Annotated in this window: 16 protein-coding genes; 9 read left to right on the plus strand and 7 right to left on the minus strand. The window is 70.5% G+C overall.

The window, feature by feature from the left end; all coding sequences use genetic code 11:
• The first annotated feature begins 25 nt into the window (after nucleotides 1–25).
• Nucleotides 26–817: a S16 family serine protease gene (locus OG595_RS26645; protein ID WP_329276262.1), complete on the plus strand. Its 792-nt coding sequence runs from the start codon at nucleotides 26–28 to the stop codon at nucleotides 815–817.
• A gap of 49 nt (nucleotides 818–866) precedes the next feature.
• Here the strand turns inward: OG595_RS26645 and OG595_RS26650 are convergent, their stop codons facing one another.
• Nucleotides 867–2,684: an RICIN domain-containing protein gene (locus OG595_RS26650; protein ID WP_329276264.1), complete on the minus strand. Its 1,818-nt coding sequence runs from the start codon at nucleotides 2,682–2,684 to the stop codon at nucleotides 867–869.
• 213 nt (nucleotides 2,685–2,897) lie between these two features.
• On the opposite strand from OG595_RS26650, the gene OG595_RS26655 reads away from it, so the two are divergent.
• On the plus strand, nucleotides 2,898–3,959 hold the full coding sequence (locus tag OG595_RS26655; protein WP_329276266.1) for a LacI family DNA-binding transcriptional regulator: 1,062 nt from the start codon (nucleotides 2,898–2,900) through the stop codon (nucleotides 3,957–3,959).
• Here the strand turns inward: OG595_RS26655 and OG595_RS26660 are convergent.
• From OG595_RS26660 to OG595_RS26670, 3 genes are all read right to left on the minus strand, one after another.
• Nucleotides 3,956–4,147: a hypothetical protein gene (locus tag OG595_RS26660; RefSeq protein ID WP_329276268.1), complete on the minus strand. Its 192-nt coding sequence runs from the start codon at nucleotides 4,145–4,147 to the stop codon at nucleotides 3,956–3,958. The two genes, OG595_RS26655 and OG595_RS26660, sit on opposite strands and share 4 nt — an antisense overlap.
• A gap of 18 nt (nucleotides 4,148–4,165) precedes the next feature.
• Nucleotides 4,166–4,753 (minus strand): ArsR/SmtB family transcription factor, encoded by a 588-nt coding sequence (locus tag OG595_RS26665; RefSeq protein WP_329276270.1) that lies wholly within the window; start codon nucleotides 4,751–4,753, stop codon nucleotides 4,166–4,168.
• A 99-nt stretch (nucleotides 4,754–4,852) separates the two neighbouring features.
• Nucleotides 4,853–5,329 carry an Lrp/AsnC family transcriptional regulator gene (locus OG595_RS26670; protein WP_329276273.1) on the minus strand — a complete coding sequence of 159 codons (477 nt, stop codon included), beginning with the start codon at nucleotides 5,327–5,329 and terminating at the stop codon, nucleotides 4,853–4,855.
• Between the two features lie 128 nt (nucleotides 5,330–5,457).
• Here OG595_RS26670 and hppD point away from each other — a divergent pair, with 128 nt between their 5' ends.
• Nucleotides 5,458–6,603, plus strand: a complete 1,146-nt coding sequence (hppD, locus tag OG595_RS26675) for a 4-hydroxyphenylpyruvate dioxygenase (RefSeq protein WP_329276275.1) — start codon at nucleotides 5,458–5,460, stop codon at nucleotides 6,601–6,603.
• A gap of 34 nt (nucleotides 6,604–6,637) precedes the next feature.
• Here hppD and OG595_RS26680 read toward each other — a convergent pair whose 3' ends face one another.
• A complete protein-coding gene (locus OG595_RS26680; protein ID WP_329276277.1) occupies nucleotides 6,638–8,029 on the minus strand; it encodes a tetratricopeptide repeat protein in 1,392 nt (463 codons plus the stop codon).
• Between the two features lie 92 nt (nucleotides 8,030–8,121).
• On the opposite strand from OG595_RS26680, the gene OG595_RS26685 reads away from it, so the two are divergent.
• Nucleotides 8,122–9,528, plus strand: a complete 1,407-nt coding sequence (locus OG595_RS26685) for an FAD-binding oxidoreductase (RefSeq protein ID WP_329276279.1) — start codon at nucleotides 8,122–8,124, stop codon at nucleotides 9,526–9,528.
• A gap of 41 nt (nucleotides 9,529–9,569) precedes the next feature.
• On the opposite strand, the gene OG595_RS26690 is transcribed toward OG595_RS26685, so the two are convergent.
• Entirely contained in the window at nucleotides 9,570–10,046 is a 477-nt protein-coding gene (locus OG595_RS26690; RefSeq protein WP_329283211.1) for an SsgA family sporulation/cell division regulator, read from the minus strand.
• Nucleotides 10,047–10,335: 289 nt separating this feature from the next.
• Here OG595_RS26690 and OG595_RS26695 point away from each other — a divergent pair, with 289 nt between their 5' ends.
• Both OG595_RS26695 and OG595_RS26700 read left to right on the plus strand, forming a co-directional pair.
• On the plus strand, nucleotides 10,336–11,817 hold the full coding sequence (locus tag OG595_RS26695; protein WP_329276281.1) for an RDD family protein: 1,482 nt from the start codon (nucleotides 10,336–10,338) through the stop codon (nucleotides 11,815–11,817).
• A 132-nt stretch (nucleotides 11,818–11,949) separates the two neighbouring features.
• Entirely contained in the window at nucleotides 11,950–12,621 is a 672-nt protein-coding gene (locus OG595_RS26700; RefSeq protein WP_329276282.1) for an RDD family protein, read from the plus strand.
• A 79-nt stretch (nucleotides 12,622–12,700) separates the two neighbouring features.
• Here OG595_RS26700 and OG595_RS26705 read toward each other — a convergent pair whose 3' ends face one another.
• A complete protein-coding gene (locus tag OG595_RS26705) occupies nucleotides 12,701–12,994 on the minus strand; it encodes a hypothetical protein (protein ID WP_329276284.1) in 294 nt (97 codons plus the stop codon).
• Between the two features lie 445 nt (nucleotides 12,995–13,439).
• On the opposite strand from OG595_RS26705, the gene OG595_RS26710 reads away from it, so the two are divergent.
• The 3 genes from OG595_RS26710 to OG595_RS26720 all read left to right on the plus strand — a co-directional run bounded on the left by OG595_RS26710 (nucleotide 13,440) and on the right by OG595_RS26720 (nucleotide 16,871).
• Nucleotides 13,440–15,785: an immune inhibitor A domain-containing protein gene (locus OG595_RS26710; protein WP_329276285.1), complete on the plus strand. Its 2,346-nt coding sequence runs from the start codon at nucleotides 13,440–13,442 to the stop codon at nucleotides 15,783–15,785.
• A gap of 122 nt (nucleotides 15,786–15,907) precedes the next feature.
• Nucleotides 15,908–16,270, plus strand: coding sequence for a hypothetical protein (locus tag OG595_RS26715; RefSeq protein WP_329276287.1), 363 nt, complete (start codon nucleotides 15,908–15,910; stop codon nucleotides 16,268–16,270).
• Between the two features lie 121 nt (nucleotides 16,271–16,391).
• Entirely contained in the window at nucleotides 16,392–16,871 is a 480-nt protein-coding gene (locus OG595_RS26720) for a pyridoxamine 5'-phosphate oxidase family protein (RefSeq protein ID WP_329276289.1), read from the plus strand.
• Nucleotide 16,872: the final 1 nt, after the last annotated feature.

A 16,872-nucleotide genomic window follows, 5' to 3' on the forward strand; every position in this document is an offset into this window, starting at 1 on the left:
AGCGCCCCCACGTTAGATTGACCTCGTGCTCTCTCGCCTCACGCGCCCCCGGGCCGTCGCCGTCTGTGCCCTGCCCGTCGTGGCCCTGCTCGCCACGGCCGCGTTCGCGCCGCTGCCGTTCGCCGTGGCGCAGCCCGGTATGACGGCGAACGTGCTCGGCGACAACGACGGCGACGCGGTCATCACGATCACCGGTGCGACGGCCCGCGAGACGCGCGGCGAACTGCGGATGACGACGATCGAGGCGACCGGCCCGGACACCCCTGTGCGCCTCGGTGACGTACTCGACGGCTGGTTCCGTACCGACCAGGCCGTGATGCCGCGCGACGCGGTCTACCCGAGCGGCAACAGCACCGACGAGATCGAGCGGCACAACGCGGCCGAGATGAAGGAGTCGCAGGACGCGGCGGCCGAAGCGGCCCTGAAGTACCTGGACGAGGACTCCGGCAGGATCAAGGTCAGCCTGAAGCTGTCCGACGTCGGTGGTCCGAGCGCCGGGCTCCTCTTCTCCCTCGGTGTCGTCGACAAGCTCGACGGCGACGGCAAGGGCGGTGACCTGACCGGCGGTCGCACCATCGCCGGTACGGGGACGATCGACGCGGACGGCACGGTCGGTGCGGTGGGGGGCGTCGCGTTGAAGACGCAGGCCGCGCGTCGTGACGGGGCGACCGTCTTTCTGGTGCCCCGGGCGGAGTGCTCGGATGCGAAGTCGGAGCTGCCGGACGGGTTGCGGTTGATCCCGGTCACGTCGCTCAAGGGGGCGATCGAGGCGTTGGTGGCGTTGGAGACGGGGCGGGGGACTGTGCCCGGCTGTTAGAGCTCCGCCCCCGCCCGTCTCACCTCACCTCACCTCATCTCGCTTCGCTTCACTTCACCAGTTTCCAGTCCTGCGAGCCGTCCGTCGCCGCGTTCTGCAAGGTCAGAGGCGCCCAGGCCGTCGCGCCCGTCAGGTACACGTTCGTGTTCTTGAGCGACTGGAGCTTGTAGAAGCCGTCGTCCGTCTTGATCAGGTTCCAGCTGCCCGTCGCGCTGTTGTCGACCCACTGGCCGATGCGCTGGCCGACCGTCGCGTTGCCGGTCCAGATGGCCGCCGAGCGACCGCCGGACCTGTTCAGCAGGGTCGTGCCGCCGTTCGGCTCGGTCACCACGTGCCAGGACTGGGTGTCGGGGTTCGCCGCCGCCCCGGCGTCCTCAAGGGCCACGTCGGGCGTGTCCCCGTTGCCGAGGTTGGCGTCGTTGGTCCTGTTGCCGGTGCCGATCACCTGTCCGGTCTTCCGGTTCAGCAGCCGGTAGTACGTGCCGGCGGAGTCGCCGAGGTCGACCTCCGCGTAGGCGATCGTGGAGGTGCCCTGGTTGTTGAGGATCGCGACGCGTCCGGTGCTGTCGACGTACTGCAGGTTGCGGCTGTATCCGGCGGGCGAGGTCGTCTGGTACTCCGTCCACACCCCGTCGCTGCGCCCGCTCTCGTTGACCCAGACGTCACCGCTGTTCGAGGCGTTGTACACCAGGCGCCCGTCGGGGATCCGGATGAGGACCGGGCTGCCGCCGCCCGCGAGCGGCCGGGAACCGGCGACGACCGGCAGCGTGCCGACGGACATGCCGGTCCGGCTCCCGCGGAAGAACTTCAGTGGGCTGTCGGCGATCACATACCGGGTGTTGGCCCCGCCGCCCCAGTACTCGAACGTGAGCAGCCATCTGCCGTCCGTCGTGGGGACGACGTTGGTCATGCCCGGCCGGCCGCCGCCGATCTCCGTCTTGCCGCCGCCCATGTCCTGGTTGGACCCGGCGACGTCGACGACCGGGTCGCTCCACTTGGCGGCACTGCCGTCCCAGGTCCGGTGGGCGAGGATCTGGCCGTGCGAGTCGGTGGCCGTGTCGTTGGCCGGGTCGAGGGCCGGGACGCCGGTGACCGGGTCGAAGCCGGTGTAGTCGTTCTCGTCGGAGTAGTAGCAGACCAGCTTGCCGTCGTAGACCATCAGGTAGGGCTCCCAGAGGGGGTCCACCTGCCGGTACGTGTTCGCCGCCGCGACGTTCTGGCCGACCGCGCCCGCACTCCCGCCCTGCCAGCCCGCGGTCGCGATGACGTTGACGACCTTCCAGCTCCTGCCGTCGTCGGTGCTCGAGTACAGGGCGATCGCCAGGTCCTTGCGGTCACCGTCGTTGTTCGGTGTCCAGTTGGGGTCGGCCGCCTTGTGCTCCTTGTAGTAGTAGTCGTCCCCCGACACCACACTGGCCAGCAGCAGGGTGCCCTTCTTGAGCGCGCCGACCTTCTGCGGAAGGACGTAGAGATACGGGTTCGTCCAGTTGCTCGTGTACCGGGCGTACCTGGGGTCAGCGGAGAGGTACGCCGGAGCCTTGACCTCGGACAGCGGCTGCCAGCTCGTTCCGGCGTCGTCGCTCTTGTAGACCGGGAGGGTCTGCCCGTCGGCGCTTGCCGACTTCGTCACGACGGTGGACTTCTCGAACGACGCGACCAGGCGCCCGCCGGGCAGCTCCGCCGACTTCGGGTAGACCGCGCAGTTGCCCCGGCCCTTCAGGCACGGCTCGTTGCCGAGCTGGTAGAGGATCCCGCCGGTCGGGTCGTAGGCCTGCGCGGTGGCCATGGGCACCGCCAGCAGTGCGGCTGCCGCGACGAGACTCCCCAGCGCCTGCGTCAGCTTTCGTCTACTCTGCCTTCTCCGCATTACCCCTCCGGTCGCTCTGCACCGAGTCCGTTTATGACTGCGTAGTCAGGTCCGGAGTCTGTGGCCCTGATCGAGCCGACGTCAATACTTGTGTCACCGTTGTTTCCGGCTGTTTCCTGCGAATTACGGTGATCGTTGACGATTCCCGGGGTCGACCCGCACACTGATCCCAACGGTTTTCTGACAGCGCAGTCTGGTGAAGAAGGGACTTCGGTGGCCGGTACGGGTACCTCTGGTCGTGACGGCGTCTCGCGGCCACCGGCGACGAGCAGTGATGTCGCGCGGCTCGCCGGTGTCTCCCAGAAGACGGTCTCGCGGGTGATGAACAACGAGCCGTACGTCCGTGAAGAGCTCCGGACGCGGGTCCTGCGGGCGGCCCAGCAGCTCGGGTACCGCCCCAACGGCGCGGCGCGCAGCCTCACTTCGGGCCGGAGCCGGCGCCTCGGCGTGATCTCCCTCGGTACCCGCCTCTACGGACCCATGACCATGCTCGTCGCCATAGAGCGCTCGGCGCGCCGACTCGGCTACTCGGTCAGCGTCGCCCACACCACCGAGGACGACGAGCACAGCACCGCCGAGGCCATCGACAGCCTCCTCGAACAGGGTGTCGACGGCATCGTGCTGTCGGAGGCGATCGACGAGGGAAGCCCCGTCAAGGTCTGGCTGGACGTCCCGATCCTCACCATCGGCCGCTTTCCCGGTCTGGTCGCGGCGCGGCGCATCCGGTCGGCGGAGAAGTCGGACCGCAGCGGGTATGTGGCGACGCGGCATCTCATCGACCTGGGGCACACCGAGATCCGGCATGTCTCGGGCCCCGGGCAGTGGTGGGCGTCCCGTGACCGAGCGGACGGCTGGCGGTCGGCCCTGACCGAGGCGGGCCTGCCGGTGGCCGAGCCCGTCGAGGGGGACTGGTCCTGCGCGAGCGGCTATGAGGCGGGCCTGCGGCTGGCGGCCGACGAGGCGATGACCGCGGTCTTCGTGGCCAACGACGACATGGCGATCGGCCTGGTCAGGGCTTTGCACGAGCGGGGCCGCCGGGTTCCGGACGAGGTGAGCGTCGTGGGGATGGACGACATCCCGGCCGCCCGTTTCCAGCAGCCCGCGCTGACCACGGTGGCGCAGGACTTCGACGCGGTGGCCACCGAGGGCATCGGCCTGCTGGTCGACGAGATCACGAACCCCGGCTCGACGGAACGAGTCCTGCACGAGGTGGATCCGCCGTTGGTCGTACGGGAGTCCAGCGGGTGGCCCCGGCCGTTGCCGGACGGGTCCTAGGCGATCCGGGGCCTCGGCGGTGCGGAGGCCAGCCGCAGGCCGACCTCGACGAGGGTCCAGCCGACGCGGGTGCGCAGGTCCCGTGTCGCGGGGCGCCTGGCGGCGAGGGCGAGCCGGTGGGCGTCGGCCTCGGCGCGGAGGTCGGCGGCGCGGAGGTGGTGGGGGGCGAGGTAGGGCTCGGGGTTCATCGGCGGCAGCCTCTCAGGTCAGCTCGTGCGGGTCGGGAAGACGTGGGTGTGGACACGTACCGTCTCGGCGTCCGGGGTGCCCTCGGCCGGGGCCTGGGAGCGGTAGCTGTCGACGAGTTCGTGCATCCGGTGGATCAGTTCCAGGGCGGTCTCGGGTGTCAGCCGTAGCGTCATGTCGCTCAGGTCCGAGGAGCGCTTCCACGCGTCGGACCAGTCGTTCGGATTGCCGAGCCAGGTCGAGATCTCTCGGGTGTGGATGTTCGCGACCTCATGGATGAACAGGTCGGCGGCGCCGCGGACGGCCGGGTCGGGGTCGCTGAGCAGGGCGTCGTCGAACTGCACGCCTTCGTGGGCCGCCTTCCACCAGCGCTCCCGCCCCTTGCCGTGCCCGGGAGCGTCCTCGACGAAGCCGTGCGCGGCGAGCTGGCGCAGGTGATAGCTGGTCGCGCCGCTCGACTCGCCCAGTTTCGCGGCCAGTTGGGAGGCGGTGGCGGGCCCGCCGCGGCGCAGGGAGGTCAGGAGCTGCATCCGCAGGGGATGGGCGAGACCGCGCAGTGAGCGGGCGTCGAGTACGTGGGGTGTGAGTTCTTCGGGCTGCTCCGGCATGAGTACAAAGATAGCGTTGCAAAGAAATCCTTGCAAGGATTTCTTTGCAACTACTTCTTTGGAAGTCGGGGAAGCCGCGAAGCCGTCGTCCGTCCCCGTTCAGCCGCCGTCTTCCGACGCCGCCTGCTCCACCAGCGGGATGATCCGCAGTGGAACGGGGTTCTCCATGACGATCGCCGTGGCGGCCCGGTCGATGCCGTCGAAACCGACGACCCGGTCGATCACCCGCTGGAGATCGGCGTTCGAGCGGGCCACCAGCCGGCACAGCATGTCCCCGCTGCCGGTGGTCGTGTGCAGCTCCAGCACCTCCGGTACGGACGCCAGGTGGGCCCGCACGTCCCGCCCCTGGCCCTGGCGGATCTGGAGCGTCGCGAAGGCGGTGACCGGGTAGCCGAGGGCCGCCGGGTCGACCTGCGGTCCGAACCCCCGGATGACGCCGCTCGACTGAAGCCGGTCGAGACGCGCCTGCGCCGTCCCGCGCGCCACCCCGAGCCGTCGGGACATCTCCAGTACGCCGATCCGCGGCTCCCGTGCGAGCAGCACGATGATCCGCCCGTCCAGCTCGTCGATCGTCACAGCAGCCCCCCAGACGGGATGGTCATCCTGTACACAAAGCCCGTACTTCCGTGCCCACAGCTGAGCAGAATGTCCAGCCTCAGCGCAAACTGTTGCGCATCTTGCTGTGGCGGGACCAGGCTGCGGTCATGACGCAGACCACACACCACACTCCCGACACCGCCCGGCAGGCAGATCCCTTCCCGGTCAAGGGAATGGACGCGGTCGTCTTCGCCGTGGGCAACGCCAAACAGGCGGCGCACTACTACTCCACGGCCTTCGGCATGCGGCTCGTCGCCTACTCCGGACCGGAGACGGGCAGCCGCGAGACGGCGTCGTACGTCCTGGAGAACGGCTCCGCCCGGTTCGTGTTCACCTCCGTCGTCAAGGCCGCCACCACCTGGGGCCACTTCCTCGCCGCGCATGTGGCCGAGCACGGCGACGGCGTCGTCGACCTCGCGATCGAGGTCCCGGACGCCCGCGCCGCGTACACCTACGCCGTCGAGCACGGCGCCCGCTCGCTGGCCGAGCCGTACGAACTGAAGGACGAGCACGGCTCCGTCGTCCTCGCCGTGATTGCCACGTACGGCCAGACCCGCCACACCCTCGTCGAGCGCACGGGGTACGACGGCCCCTACCTCCCGGGGTTCGCCGCCGCCTCGCCGATCGTCGAACCGCCCGCCCGGCGCACCTTCCAGGCGATCGACCACTGCGTGGGCAACGTCGAGCTCGGCCACATGGACGAATGGGTCGGCTTCTACAACAGGGTCATGGGCTTCACGAACATGAAGGAGTTCGTGGGCGACGACATCGCCACCGAGTACAGCGCGCTGATGTCGAAGGTCGTCGCCGACGGGACCCTGAAGGTCAAGTTCCCGATCAACGAGCCGGCCATCGCCAAGAAGAAGTCCCAGATCGACGAGTATCTGGAGTTCTACGGCGGCGCGGGCGTCCAGCACATCGCCCTCAACTCGGGCGACATCGTCGAGACCGTACGGACCATGCGGGCGGCCGGCGTCCAGTTCCTCGACACACCCGACTCGTACTACGACACCCTGGGGGAGTGGGCCGGCGAAACCCGCGTCCCCGTCGAGACCCTCCGCGAGCTGAAGATCCTCGTCGACCGCGACGAGGACGGCTACCTGCTCCAGATCTTCACCAAGCCGGTCCAGGACCGGCCGACCGTCTTCTTCGAGATCATCGAACGGCACGGCTCGATGGGCTTCGGCAAGGGCAACTTCAAGGCCCTCTTCGAGGCGATCGAACGGGAGCAGGACAAGCGCGGCAACCTGTGAGCAGCCAATAGGCCTACGGGCAGGGGGCGTTGGGTCACAGCGCCCCCAGTTCCCGCAGCGCCTCCTTCGCCGCCGGCACGCCCACCGGCGAGAAGTACGGGCTGATCCGCAGCGCCTCCTCCAGATGCCGGCGCGCGGGACCCGTCAGGCCCAACTCCCGCTCGATCATGCCCCGGTGGTACACGTACAGGGCGCTGCGCACCTCGGCGCCGTGCTCCTTGTCGGTCGTCCGCTTCGCCCAGGCGAGCGCCTCCTCGCTCCTGCCCGCCCGGTGCATCGCCCAGCCCAGCGCGTCCGCGACATCGAGCCCCGGCTGCCGGGCCCACTCCGCGCGCAGCCGCCGTACGGCCGAGCCCGCGTCCCCGTGGTCCGCCTCGAACCGACCGAGCAGCAACTCGCCGTCCACGCCACCGGCTTGCTCCTTCGCCACCAGCGCCCGCAGCGCCGCGTACTGGGCCCGCGCGTCCGCCGGCCGGCCCAGGGAGTCGTACAACTCGCCCAGCTCCAGGGCGTATTGAGGCGACGGCTGCTTGGCGAGAGCCGCCCGGTAGGCGTCCGGTGCCTCCCGTGTACGGCCCAGCGCGGCCAACGCCCGTCCCTGGCCCGCCCGCGCGGACGACAGCCCGGGGTCGAGGCGCAGGGCAGCCCCGAAGTGCCGCAGCGCCTCGGCCGGTTCGCCGCGCTCCCAGGCCAACTCGCCCGCCCGGTACTGCCATTCGGCCTCCTCGGCCGGGGTCGCGGCCCGCGCAGCCGCGTCCGCGAGCGCCGCCTGCGCGTCCTCGCGCCACCCCCGGTCCCGGTACACGCCCGCCGCCCGCGCCAGCACCGCCGGCACCGCCGTCCCGGCGCGCAGCGCCTGTAGCCGCTCCAGCGTCCGCCGGACCGCCTTGTAGTCGCCGAGACCCGTGTACGCGTCGAGCAGCGGCGGATACGACGTCCAGCGCTTCGGCGCCTGGCGCAGCGCCGCCTCGCCCCACGTCCGGGCGGCCGGGAAGTCGCGCCGCGCGTTCGCCAGCGCGGCCATGCCCACCAGCCCCTCGGTGTTCCGGGCCCCGGCCGCCGGGCGCACCTTCAGCGACGTACGCAGTGCCCGCTCGGCCCTCGGGAAGTCGGCGGCGTCCGCCGTCCGCCGCCCGCGCTCCACATAGGCCGAGCCGAGCTGCGCCCAGGCCTGCCCGTCACGCGCATGGGTGCGTACGTACGCCTCACGGTCGCCGATGAGTGCCGTCAGGTCGGGCAGCGCGGCCGGCACCCCACCGGTCACCGCCAGCTCCGCCCGGGCCGCCGGACCCGGCGCCGGTGCGGGCGCCGGTCCGGTCCGGTCCGGGGGCAGCAGCATCAGCGCGCCGCCGAGTACCGCACACCCCGCGAGTGCGGCGATCAACGGGCGGGGGAGGGCACGAACGCGGACTCTCTCCATCTCCATGGCGCTCACTGTGCGTCAGTACGACGACCGGATTCCCGTACCGAAAGCGCCTCGCGGCCGGGGTTCACACCGATGGCCCCGGATGCGACGCTGTGATCATGAGCCGTATCCAAGCCGCACCCGACGAAGCTCAGGGCAACCTCACGGACCGGCTGCTCGCGGAGCTGCCGGCCGAGGCCGTGCTCACCGATCCGGACGTCACGGCCGCCTACGCCAACGACATGGCGAGCTTCTGCGAGGCCGGGGCCCCGGCCGTGGTCGTACTGCCACGCACGGTCGAACAGGTCCAGCACGTCATGCGTGTCGCCACCGAGCTGCGCGTCCCGGTGGTCCCGCAGGGCGCCCGGACCGGGCTGTCGGGCGCGGCCAACGCGTCCGAGGGCTGCATCGTGCTGTCGCTGGTGAAGATGGACCGGATCCTGGAGATCAACCCGGTCGACCGCATCGCCGTCGTGGAGCCCGGCGTCATCAACGCCACGCTCTCCCGAGCGGTCAACGAACACGGCCTGTACTACCCGCCGGACCCCTCCAGCTGGGAGATGTGCACGATCGGCGGCAACATCGGCACCGCGTCCGGCGGCCTGTGCTGCGTGAAGTACGGCGTCACGGCCGAGTACGTACTGGGCCTGGACGTCGTGCTGGCCGACGGGCGGCTCATGTCCACCGGGCGGCGGACCGCGAAGGGCGTCGCCGGATACGACCTCACCCGGCTGTTCGTCGGCTCCGAGGGCTCCCTCGGCATCGTCGTACGGGCGGTGCTCGCGCTGAAGCCGCAGCCGCCCCAGCAGCTCGTGCTGGCTGCCGAGTTCGCTTCGGCCGCCGCCGCCTGCGACGCCGTGTGCCGGATCATGGAGGGCGGTCACGTGCCGTCCCTCCTCGAACTGATGGACCGTACGACCGTCAAGGCCGTCAACGACCTGGCGAACATGGGCCTCCCGGAGACCACCGAGGCACTCCTCCTCTGCGCCTTCGACACCCATGACCCCGCCGCCGACCTGGCCGTCGTCGGCGCGCTCTGCGAGGCGGCCGGGGCCACGCAGGTGGTTCCCGCCGACGATGCCGCCGAGTCCGAACTCCTCCTCCAGGCAAGGCGGTTGTGCCTCGTCGCGCTCGAAGCGGTCAAGGGCACGACGATGATCGACGACGTGTGCGTACCCCGGTCGCGGCTCGCCGAGCTGCTGGAGGGCGTCGAGCGCATCGCCGGGAAGTACCGGCTGACCATCGGGGTGTGCGCCCACGCGGGCGACGGCAACACCCACCCCACGGTCTGCTTCGACGCCCGGGACACCGACGAGTCCCGGCGGGCCCGCGAGTCCTTCGACGAGATCATGGCCCTCGGCCTGGAACTCGGCGGCACCATCACCGGGGAGCACGGCGTCGGCATCCTGAAGAAGGAGTGGCTGGCACGCGAGCTGGGCCCGGTGGGCCTGGAGATGCAGCGGGCGGTCAAGGCCGCCTTCGACCCGCTGGGCCTCCTGAACCCGGGCAAGTTGTTCTGAACGACGGGCGGTACGGGCCGGACGGGGAGCGCGTGTCATGCCTATCCCTCCCCGTCCTGGGACTCGTCCGACGGCCACGGGTCCCGCAGCCACAGGTCATCGGCCACGGTGGGTGCGAGCAGCTCGGCGAGGCCGTCGTCGATGCCGAGCTGCTCGGCCTCAGAGCCCGGAGGGACCGCCCGCAGGGTGCGCTCCAGCCACGCCGACACCTGGGCGGTGGGCGCCTCCAGCAGTGCGTCTCCGTCGGGTGAGCTCAGCGCCATCAGGATGACGCTGCGCCCGTCGACCTTCGTCGGCCACACCCGGACGTCACCGTGCCCGCACGGCCGGAACACCCCCTCGACGAGGAGTTCGCGGGCGAACGTCCAGTTCACGGGGTTCTCGGAGCCGATGTGGAAGGCGATGTGGACGGCGAACGGATCGTTGGTGCGGTAGGTGAGGCGGGCGGGGACGGGAATGCTCCGCTCCGGCGACAGGATGAGTTTCAGCTCCAGTTCCCGTTCCACCACCGTGTTCATGGCGTGACTCATGGCGGGTACTTCCTCTCTCTCGGCGAGCGCGACGGGCGCTTCGCACGGGCCCACCGCGGGCCCGTACGAGGAGAGAGCGCGGGGAGGCGTCAGCATTACGCGGGTTCCGAGAGGTTTTTCGGAGAAGTTTTTTGCGAACGGTGTCGGAGCCGTCGCGACGGATGGCAGAAGCTGTCACGAAGGGAGTAGGTAGCGCGGGACGGGCATCGGCGCGTGCGCCGGTCTGATAGATGTGGGGCACCCCAAATGACCCCCGAGCAGATACGGGACGACGGACATGAGCGCCCCAACCCCGGCACCCGGTGACGACAGGCCCCGCGAAGGGTTTTACCCGGACCCGTCCATTCCTGGATATGTCCGGTTCTGGAACGGCACCGCCTGGGTGCCGGGAACCAGCCGCCCGGCGCAGTCCGACGGTGCGCCCGCCGCGGCGCGGGTCGAGGAGACCGGGCCGCACTTCTTCGACGAGGACCCGCAGTCGCAGGGCGCCGAGCCGCGCCGGGCGACCCCGGCCGAGGCCCAGCACGGCAGCCGGCCCGAACCGGCGTCAGCCTGGGGCGCCGACCGCTCCCATCAGTCCGGGTTCGGCGGCGACCGGGACCGCCAGGTCTCCTGGGGTTTCCCGGCACCACCGGCCGCCGACCCGAGGACGGCCGGCCCCGGGGCGGCGCGCGAGCCCGCGGTCCAGCCGGACGGGCGGTCGGCCCGTACGGACGGTTCGACGACGATCCCGCCGATGGAGCCGGACGCAGGTGACATCCCCGAGTCGGGCACGTTCGTGTTCCGCCGGCCCACTCCGGGACCGGCCGCGACCGGCGCCGAGGGAGGCGTCCCCGGCACCCGTGGCCCCGTGCCCTCCGCGGGCGCCGTGAACTTCCGTGCGCTCTCCCCGCGCACGGGGAGCGAAGGCGGGGCGGGCGGCGCGCAGCCGGGGAGCACGGGCTCGCCGGAGGGCGCGCAGGGCCCTGTCACGGCACCCGCGCCCGCACCCGCACCCGGAAGCGGCCGTGGCTTCGGCGCCGGAAAGGCCGCGGCGGCCCGCGCGGCGGCGGCCCAGGGCGCGAACCCCGCCCTGCTGCCCGCACCCCCGGCCGTCCCCCAGCAGAACACCCCCGGCGCCGGTGCGGCGATGGCTCCCGGCGTCGGCGGCGGCCAGCCCTCCTGGGCCCAGCAGGTGCACCGCCTGGCCGGGCCGGAGGAGGGCGGAGAGCAGCGCCTCGCGCCCTGGAAGCCGCCGGTCGAGGACGTGTTCCAGGCCGCCGCCCGCAGACAGGCGTCGGCCCGTCCGGCGGGCCTCGGCAAGCGGCTGTTCGCGCGGCTCGTGGACACCCTGGTCGTCGGCGCCCTCACCGCCGCGGCGGCCGTACCGCTGGGCACCATGGCCGTCGACCACGTCACGGAGAAGATCGACGCGGCCAAGCTCTCCGGCGAGACCGTGACCGTATGGCTGCTGGACGGCACGACCGGGCTGTACCTGGGCATCGTGCTGGCCGTGCTGCTGCTGGCCGGGATCCTGTGCGAGGCGTGGCCCACGGCCAAGTGGGGCCGCACCCTCGGCAAGAAGCTGGCCGGTCTTCAGGTCCGGGACATCGAGGGCCACGAGCCCCCGTCGTTCGGCGCGGCCCTGCGCCGCTGGCTCGTCTACGCGGTCCCCGGACTGCTCGGCATCGGCGTCGTGGGTGTCCTGTGGTGCCTGTTCGACCGTCCGTGGCGCCAGTGCTGGCACGACAAGGCGGCGCACACCTTCGTGGCGGGCTGAGCTCGCACGGACAGGCAGCGGCCGTACGTTCGACGAGGGGCGGCCGGATACGGCGTACGCGTCACCTGATTCGGTCCCCCGGACGGCCCCTCGCCGGATGCGGAGCCGGGCGGTTCGCGGTCCACTCGGGCCATGAGCAGCGAACCGCCCCCCGGCTCCGGTCAGCAGCCACCGGACGACGACCCGTTCAGGAAGCAGCCACCGCCTCCGTCGTACGGCGCAGGCGATCCGTACGGCAGCTCAGGCCCCGCCGGCGGCGGCTCGCCGTACGGCGGTGGCGGCAGCCCCTACGGAGGCGGCGGCCCGCCCTACGCCGGCGGTGATCCGTACGGCGGGGCCGGCGACCCCCTCTCGGGCATGCCCCCGCTCGCCGACGGCGGCCGGCGCGTGCTCGCGCGGCTCATCGACATGATCCTCGTCGGTATTGTCGTCTGGCTGCTCACCTGGGGCTTCAACGTCAACGAGTACGACGTCGACAGCGACAGGATCGAGTACGGCCGCTCGATCGGCCAGTCGCTCATCGCCGCCGTGCTCTACATCGCCTACGACACGATCCTGATCTCCCGCACCGGACAGACCCTCGGCAAGAAGTGGCTGCGGCTCCGGGTGGCCAACCTCGACAACGGCGCCACGCCCTCCGTGCAGAGCGCGCTCGTCCGGTCGCTCGTGCTGTGGATCCCGTTCGCGTTCTGCTGCGCCTGCATCTGGACGGCGATCTCGGGTGGCTGGAGCTTCTTCGACAAGCCGTACCGGCAGGGCCTGCACGACAAGGCGGCCAAGACGGTGGTGGTCAGCACCGGTTGATCAACTCCGCAGACGGCAACGGCGGTTGGGCGGGCCTGCATGAGCAGGCCCGCCCAACCGCCGTTGCCGCAAGGGTGGTTCAGTCCCGGGCGGGGACGCGTTCCTTGGGAAGTTCGGTGAGTTCTGCCAGCTCGCGCGGCGCCGGGGCGGCCGACGAGGCGACGATCTGTGAGATCGCCCGGGCCGGCTTGGGCCGGGGCACGGTCATGGCGACGAGCAGTCCCAGCACGAGTCCCACGAGGGCGATCAGTGCGACCCCCGGACCCGAATCCGTCTGAGACAGCAGCAGCATGGCGAGCGTCGAGAGAATCACGGTGCACGACCCGTAGGTGAGCTGTGCGACGGTCGGACGAGGCGCGGTCTGACGAGGCATGGCAATCGAGTCCTCGTTGGAATCGGGGGGTGAACGGGGGTGAGGTGCGGGTCGGCCCGGCTTTCCACCGGGCACCCGGAGTTCCGCCAACCGACTCTAATCGCGTCCATGCCCGACTGGAACGCGCAGTAAGCGTGACCTAACACACGGCTCCGGAGCACAGGGGGCGCACGGAGTCATGGCGTCCACCAAGTGGACGCGCCCGCGCGCCGGTTGGGCGACACGTCGGACGTGCTCCCGATGTCCGTAAAGCGAAGCTGTGGCGGAGGTACGGCGCTTGCCAACCCCGCATAATGCACTTGACCTGTTCAAGTCAAGGTCTGTCTTTTCTTCTAAACCTCTAGTCAAATTGCGTCACTTGACTACACGCGTATACCGCCCGCGGAGAGCTTCCGAACCAGGAACCCCCCATCCGCGCGGACGGACGCGGGGGAGGGACCCTCAAGTGACCAGCAGACCCTGGACGTTCAGAACGGCGGCCGTCGGCGTGGCACTCGCCACAGCCGCCGCCACCTTCTCCACCTACGCCATCGCCGAGGCCGATGCGGGCGCTTCGGCCGCACCGGCCACGAACCGGCACGACCCGGCGGAGCAGCAGCACGCCGAGCACGACCTCGACGGCCCGCTCAGCAAGACCCAGGAGGCCCAGCGCGAGGAAGCCCTCAACCAGGTCATCTCCGGCAGGGCCACGGCCAAGAACCGCAACGGTTCGCAGGTCGTGCAGCTGAAGAGCGGCAAGGGCAAGGGCAAGTACGTCGAACTGGGCCGGGAGAAGACCGACAAGATCTTCACGATCCTGGTCGAGTTCGGCGACCAGATCGACAGCCGCTACGGCGGCACCGTCGGCCCGCTCCACAACGAGATAGCCCAGCCGGACCGCACCCAGGACAACAGCACGGCCTGGCAGGCGGACTACAACACCGAGCACTTCCAGAAGCTCTACTTCGGCACCGGCAAGAACGTCGAGTCGATGAAGAAGTACTACGAGAAGCAGTCCTCGGGCCGCTACTCGGTCGAGGGCACCGTCTCGGACTGGGTCAAGGTCCCCTACAACGAGGCCCGTTACGGCTCCAACCTGGCGAACGACGGCGCCTGGTACGCGGTCCAGGACGGTGTCACCGCATGGGTCGCGGCGCAGGAGGCAGCAGGCGCGACCGATGCGGAGATCAAGGCGCAACTGGCCGCGTACGACCAGTGGGACCGCTACGACTTCGACGCCGACGGCAACTTCAACGAGCCCGACGGCTACATCGACCACTTCCAGATCGTGCACGCCGGTGAGGACGAGTCCGCGGGCGGCGGCGCCCAGGGCGAGGACGCCATCTGGGCGCACCGCTGGTACGCGTTCGGCACCGACGCCGGTTCGACCGGCCCCTCGGGCAACCTGCTCGGCGGCGCGCAGATCGGCGACACCGGCATCTGGGTCGGCGACTACACCATCCAGCCGGAGAACGGCGGACTGGGCGTCTTCGCCCACGAGTTCGGCCACGACCTCGGTCTGCCGGACCACTACGACACCACCAACACCGGTGAGAACTCGACCGGGTTCTGGACGCTGATGTCGTCCGGTTCCTGGCTCGGTACCGGCGGCGACAACATCGGCAACCTGCCCGGCGACATGAACGCCTGGGACAAGCTCCAGCTGGGCTGGCTCGACTACGACACGGCGAAGGCCGGGAAGAAGTCGAACCACAAGCTGGGTGTCGCCGAGTACAACACCAAGAACGCGCAGGCGCTCGTCGTCGAGCTGCCCGAGAAGACGGTCTCCACCCCGGTCGTCACCCCGGCGCAGGGCGCGACCCAGTGGTGGAGCGGCAGCGACAACAACCTCTCCAACACGCTGACCCGTTCGGTCGACCTCACCGGCAAGTCCTCGGCCACCCTGACCCTGGACGGCTGGTACGACATCGAGGCCGACTACGACTACCTCTACACCGAGGTCTCCACCGACGGGGGCGCCACCTACACGGCCCTCGACGGCACGGTCGACGGCGCCGCCATCCCGCGCGACGGCAGCGGCAAGCCGGCGCTCACCGGCACCGTGGACGCGTACAAGAAGCTGGCGTACCCCCTGGGCGCCTACGCGGGCAAGAAGTTCGACCTGCGCTTCCGCTACACGTCCGACGGCGGCGTCTCCCAGAAGGGCTTCGCGGCCGACGAGATCACCGTCACCGCCGACGGTGCCACGGTCTTCTCCGACAACGCGGAGAGCGCGGACGCCGCGTGGACCACGAAGGGCTTCTCGCGCATCGGCGCGGCCATCACGGACGACTACCCGCAGTACTACATCGCCGAGAACCGCCAGTACGTGTCGTACGACAAGACCCTCAAGGTCGGCCCGTACAACTTCGGCTTCTCGACGACCCGTCCGGCCTGGGTCGAGCACTTCCCGTACCAGAACGGCCTGTTGATCTGGAAGTGGGACACCTCCCAGAAGGACAACAACGTCACCGCGCACCCCGGTGCCGGTCTGGTCCTCCCGGTGGACGCGCACCCGGCCGCGCTGAAGTGGGCGGACGGCACGCTGATGCGCAGCCGCATCCAGTCCTACGACTCCCCGTTCAGCCTTTACCGCACGGACGCGCTCCGGCTCCACAAGGCGGACGTGCTCACGAAGGTCGCCTCCCAGAAGGGCGTGCCGGTCTTCAACGACCACACCTCCACGTACTACGACGCGGCGACCCCGCTGGCGGGCGTGAAGATCACTGACACCAACACCAAGATCAAGATCGTCAAGGAGGCCAAGGACGGCTCCACGATCTCGCTCCAGGTGGGCCCTGCGGTGAAGTAGTCCACATATTCGCAGGTCAGAGCATGATCGGCCGTGACCCCCTGGCGGGTCGCGGCCGATCGTGTTTAGGTGCCTCCTGTGGCTTTCTTATTGACACCTAGTCCCACGGGGGATGTGACCGCATGGCCGCAGGAGGTTTCTGCAAGCTGCCCAGTGGCAGCGTGGTGGTGGCGTTGAACCTGCCCAGCCCCACCGCCCCGACCGGCAGACCCACAGGCGTCGGCCTGGACGACGTACGCGTCCTGGTGCTGGCCCAGAACCGCGCCAGGGCACTGACCCGCCTGCGCAACCTCGGCCTGCGGGCGGTCTACCTCCGGGGCAACGCGGCCCCGCCCAGCCCCGACGAGATCACGGCCGTCCTGCACCACCCCGACGGCCTGATATGGCGCACGGCCCCCGACAACGGCGTCCCGTCGACACCGGAGCGCCCGGAGCTGTGGCACCCGATCAGGTCGCTCCTGCGGAGGCCGACGGCACGGGTGTGACGGCGGCGCGGGTGTGACGGCGGCGGACGCCGAGGGCGGCCACGGCTGGTCCCGTACTCCGACCTGCGACCTAGGACCGCTGCCGGATGTGACCGGCCGGTGTACGCCCTAACCTCGCCCTATGACGGCAGCCGATTCAGCCCCCGACGGACACCGCGGCATCGAGCAGCGCAGGCGCGAGGCGCTGGACCGGCTCGCGCGGGACATCGACACCTGGGTCGCCACGGCGGACGCCGACGGCGAGCCCACCCTCGTCCCGCTGACCTTCTGGTGGGACGGCGCGACGGTGTGGCTGGCCACCCGATACACCAACCCGACAGGCCGCAACCTGCGCGCCTCGGGCCGGGTGCGCCTCTGCTTCGGCCACACCCGGGACGTGGTCCTGATCCACGGCACCGCGCGCACACTGACCCACGAGGAACTGCCGGCCGGTGTGGGCGACGCCTTCACCGCGAAGGACGGCTGGGACCCGCGGGGCAGCGGCCCCTCGTACGTCTGGTTCCAGGTCACCCCGGAGGTGATCCAGGCGTGGGGAACCGTGCCCGAGATGGCCGACCGGGACCTGATGCGGGACGGCAAGTGGCTGGACCGGGGCGACTGAC

The sequence above is a fragment of the Streptomyces sp. NBC_01451 genome (assembly GCF_036227485.1).
Lineage (GTDB): Bacteria > Actinomycetota > Actinomycetes > Streptomycetales > Streptomycetaceae > Streptomyces.

Coding starts and splice junctions, on each gene's coding strand:
- hppD (WP_329276275.1), top strand. CDS start 5,458: ATGACGCAGACCACACACCACACTCCCGACACCGCCCGGCAGGCAGAT.
- OG595_RS26660 (WP_329276268.1), bottom strand. CDS start 4,147: ATGAACCCCGAGCCCTACCTCGCCCCCCACCACCTCCGCGCCGCCGAC.
- OG595_RS26720 (WP_329276289.1), top strand. CDS start 16,392: ATGACGGCAGCCGATTCAGCCCCCGACGGACACCGCGGCATCGAGCAG.
- OG595_RS26665 (WP_329276270.1), bottom strand. CDS start 4,753: ATGCCGGAGCAGCCCGAAGAACTCACACCCCACGTACTCGACGCCCGC.
- OG595_RS26650 (WP_329276264.1), bottom strand. CDS start 2,684: ATGCGGAGAAGGCAGAGTAGACGAAAGCTGACGCAGGCGCTGGGGAGT.
- OG595_RS26690 (WP_329283211.1), bottom strand. CDS start 10,046: ATGAACACGGTGGTGGAACGGGAACTGGAGCTGAAACTCATCCTGTCG.
- OG595_RS26700 (WP_329276282.1), top strand. CDS start 11,950: ATGAGCAGCGAACCGCCCCCCGGCTCCGGTCAGCAGCCACCGGACGAC.
- OG595_RS26715 (WP_329276287.1), top strand. CDS start 15,908: ATGGCCGCAGGAGGTTTCTGCAAGCTGCCCAGTGGCAGCGTGGTGGTG.
- OG595_RS26680 (WP_329276277.1), bottom strand. CDS start 8,029: ATGGAGATGGAGAGAGTCCGCGTTCGTGCCCTCCCCCGCCCGTTGATC.
- OG595_RS26705 (WP_329276284.1), bottom strand. CDS start 12,994: ATGCCTCGTCAGACCGCGCCTCGTCCGACCGTCGCACAGCTCACCTAC.
- OG595_RS26695 (WP_329276281.1), top strand. CDS start 10,336: ATGAGCGCCCCAACCCCGGCACCCGGTGACGACAGGCCCCGCGAAGGG.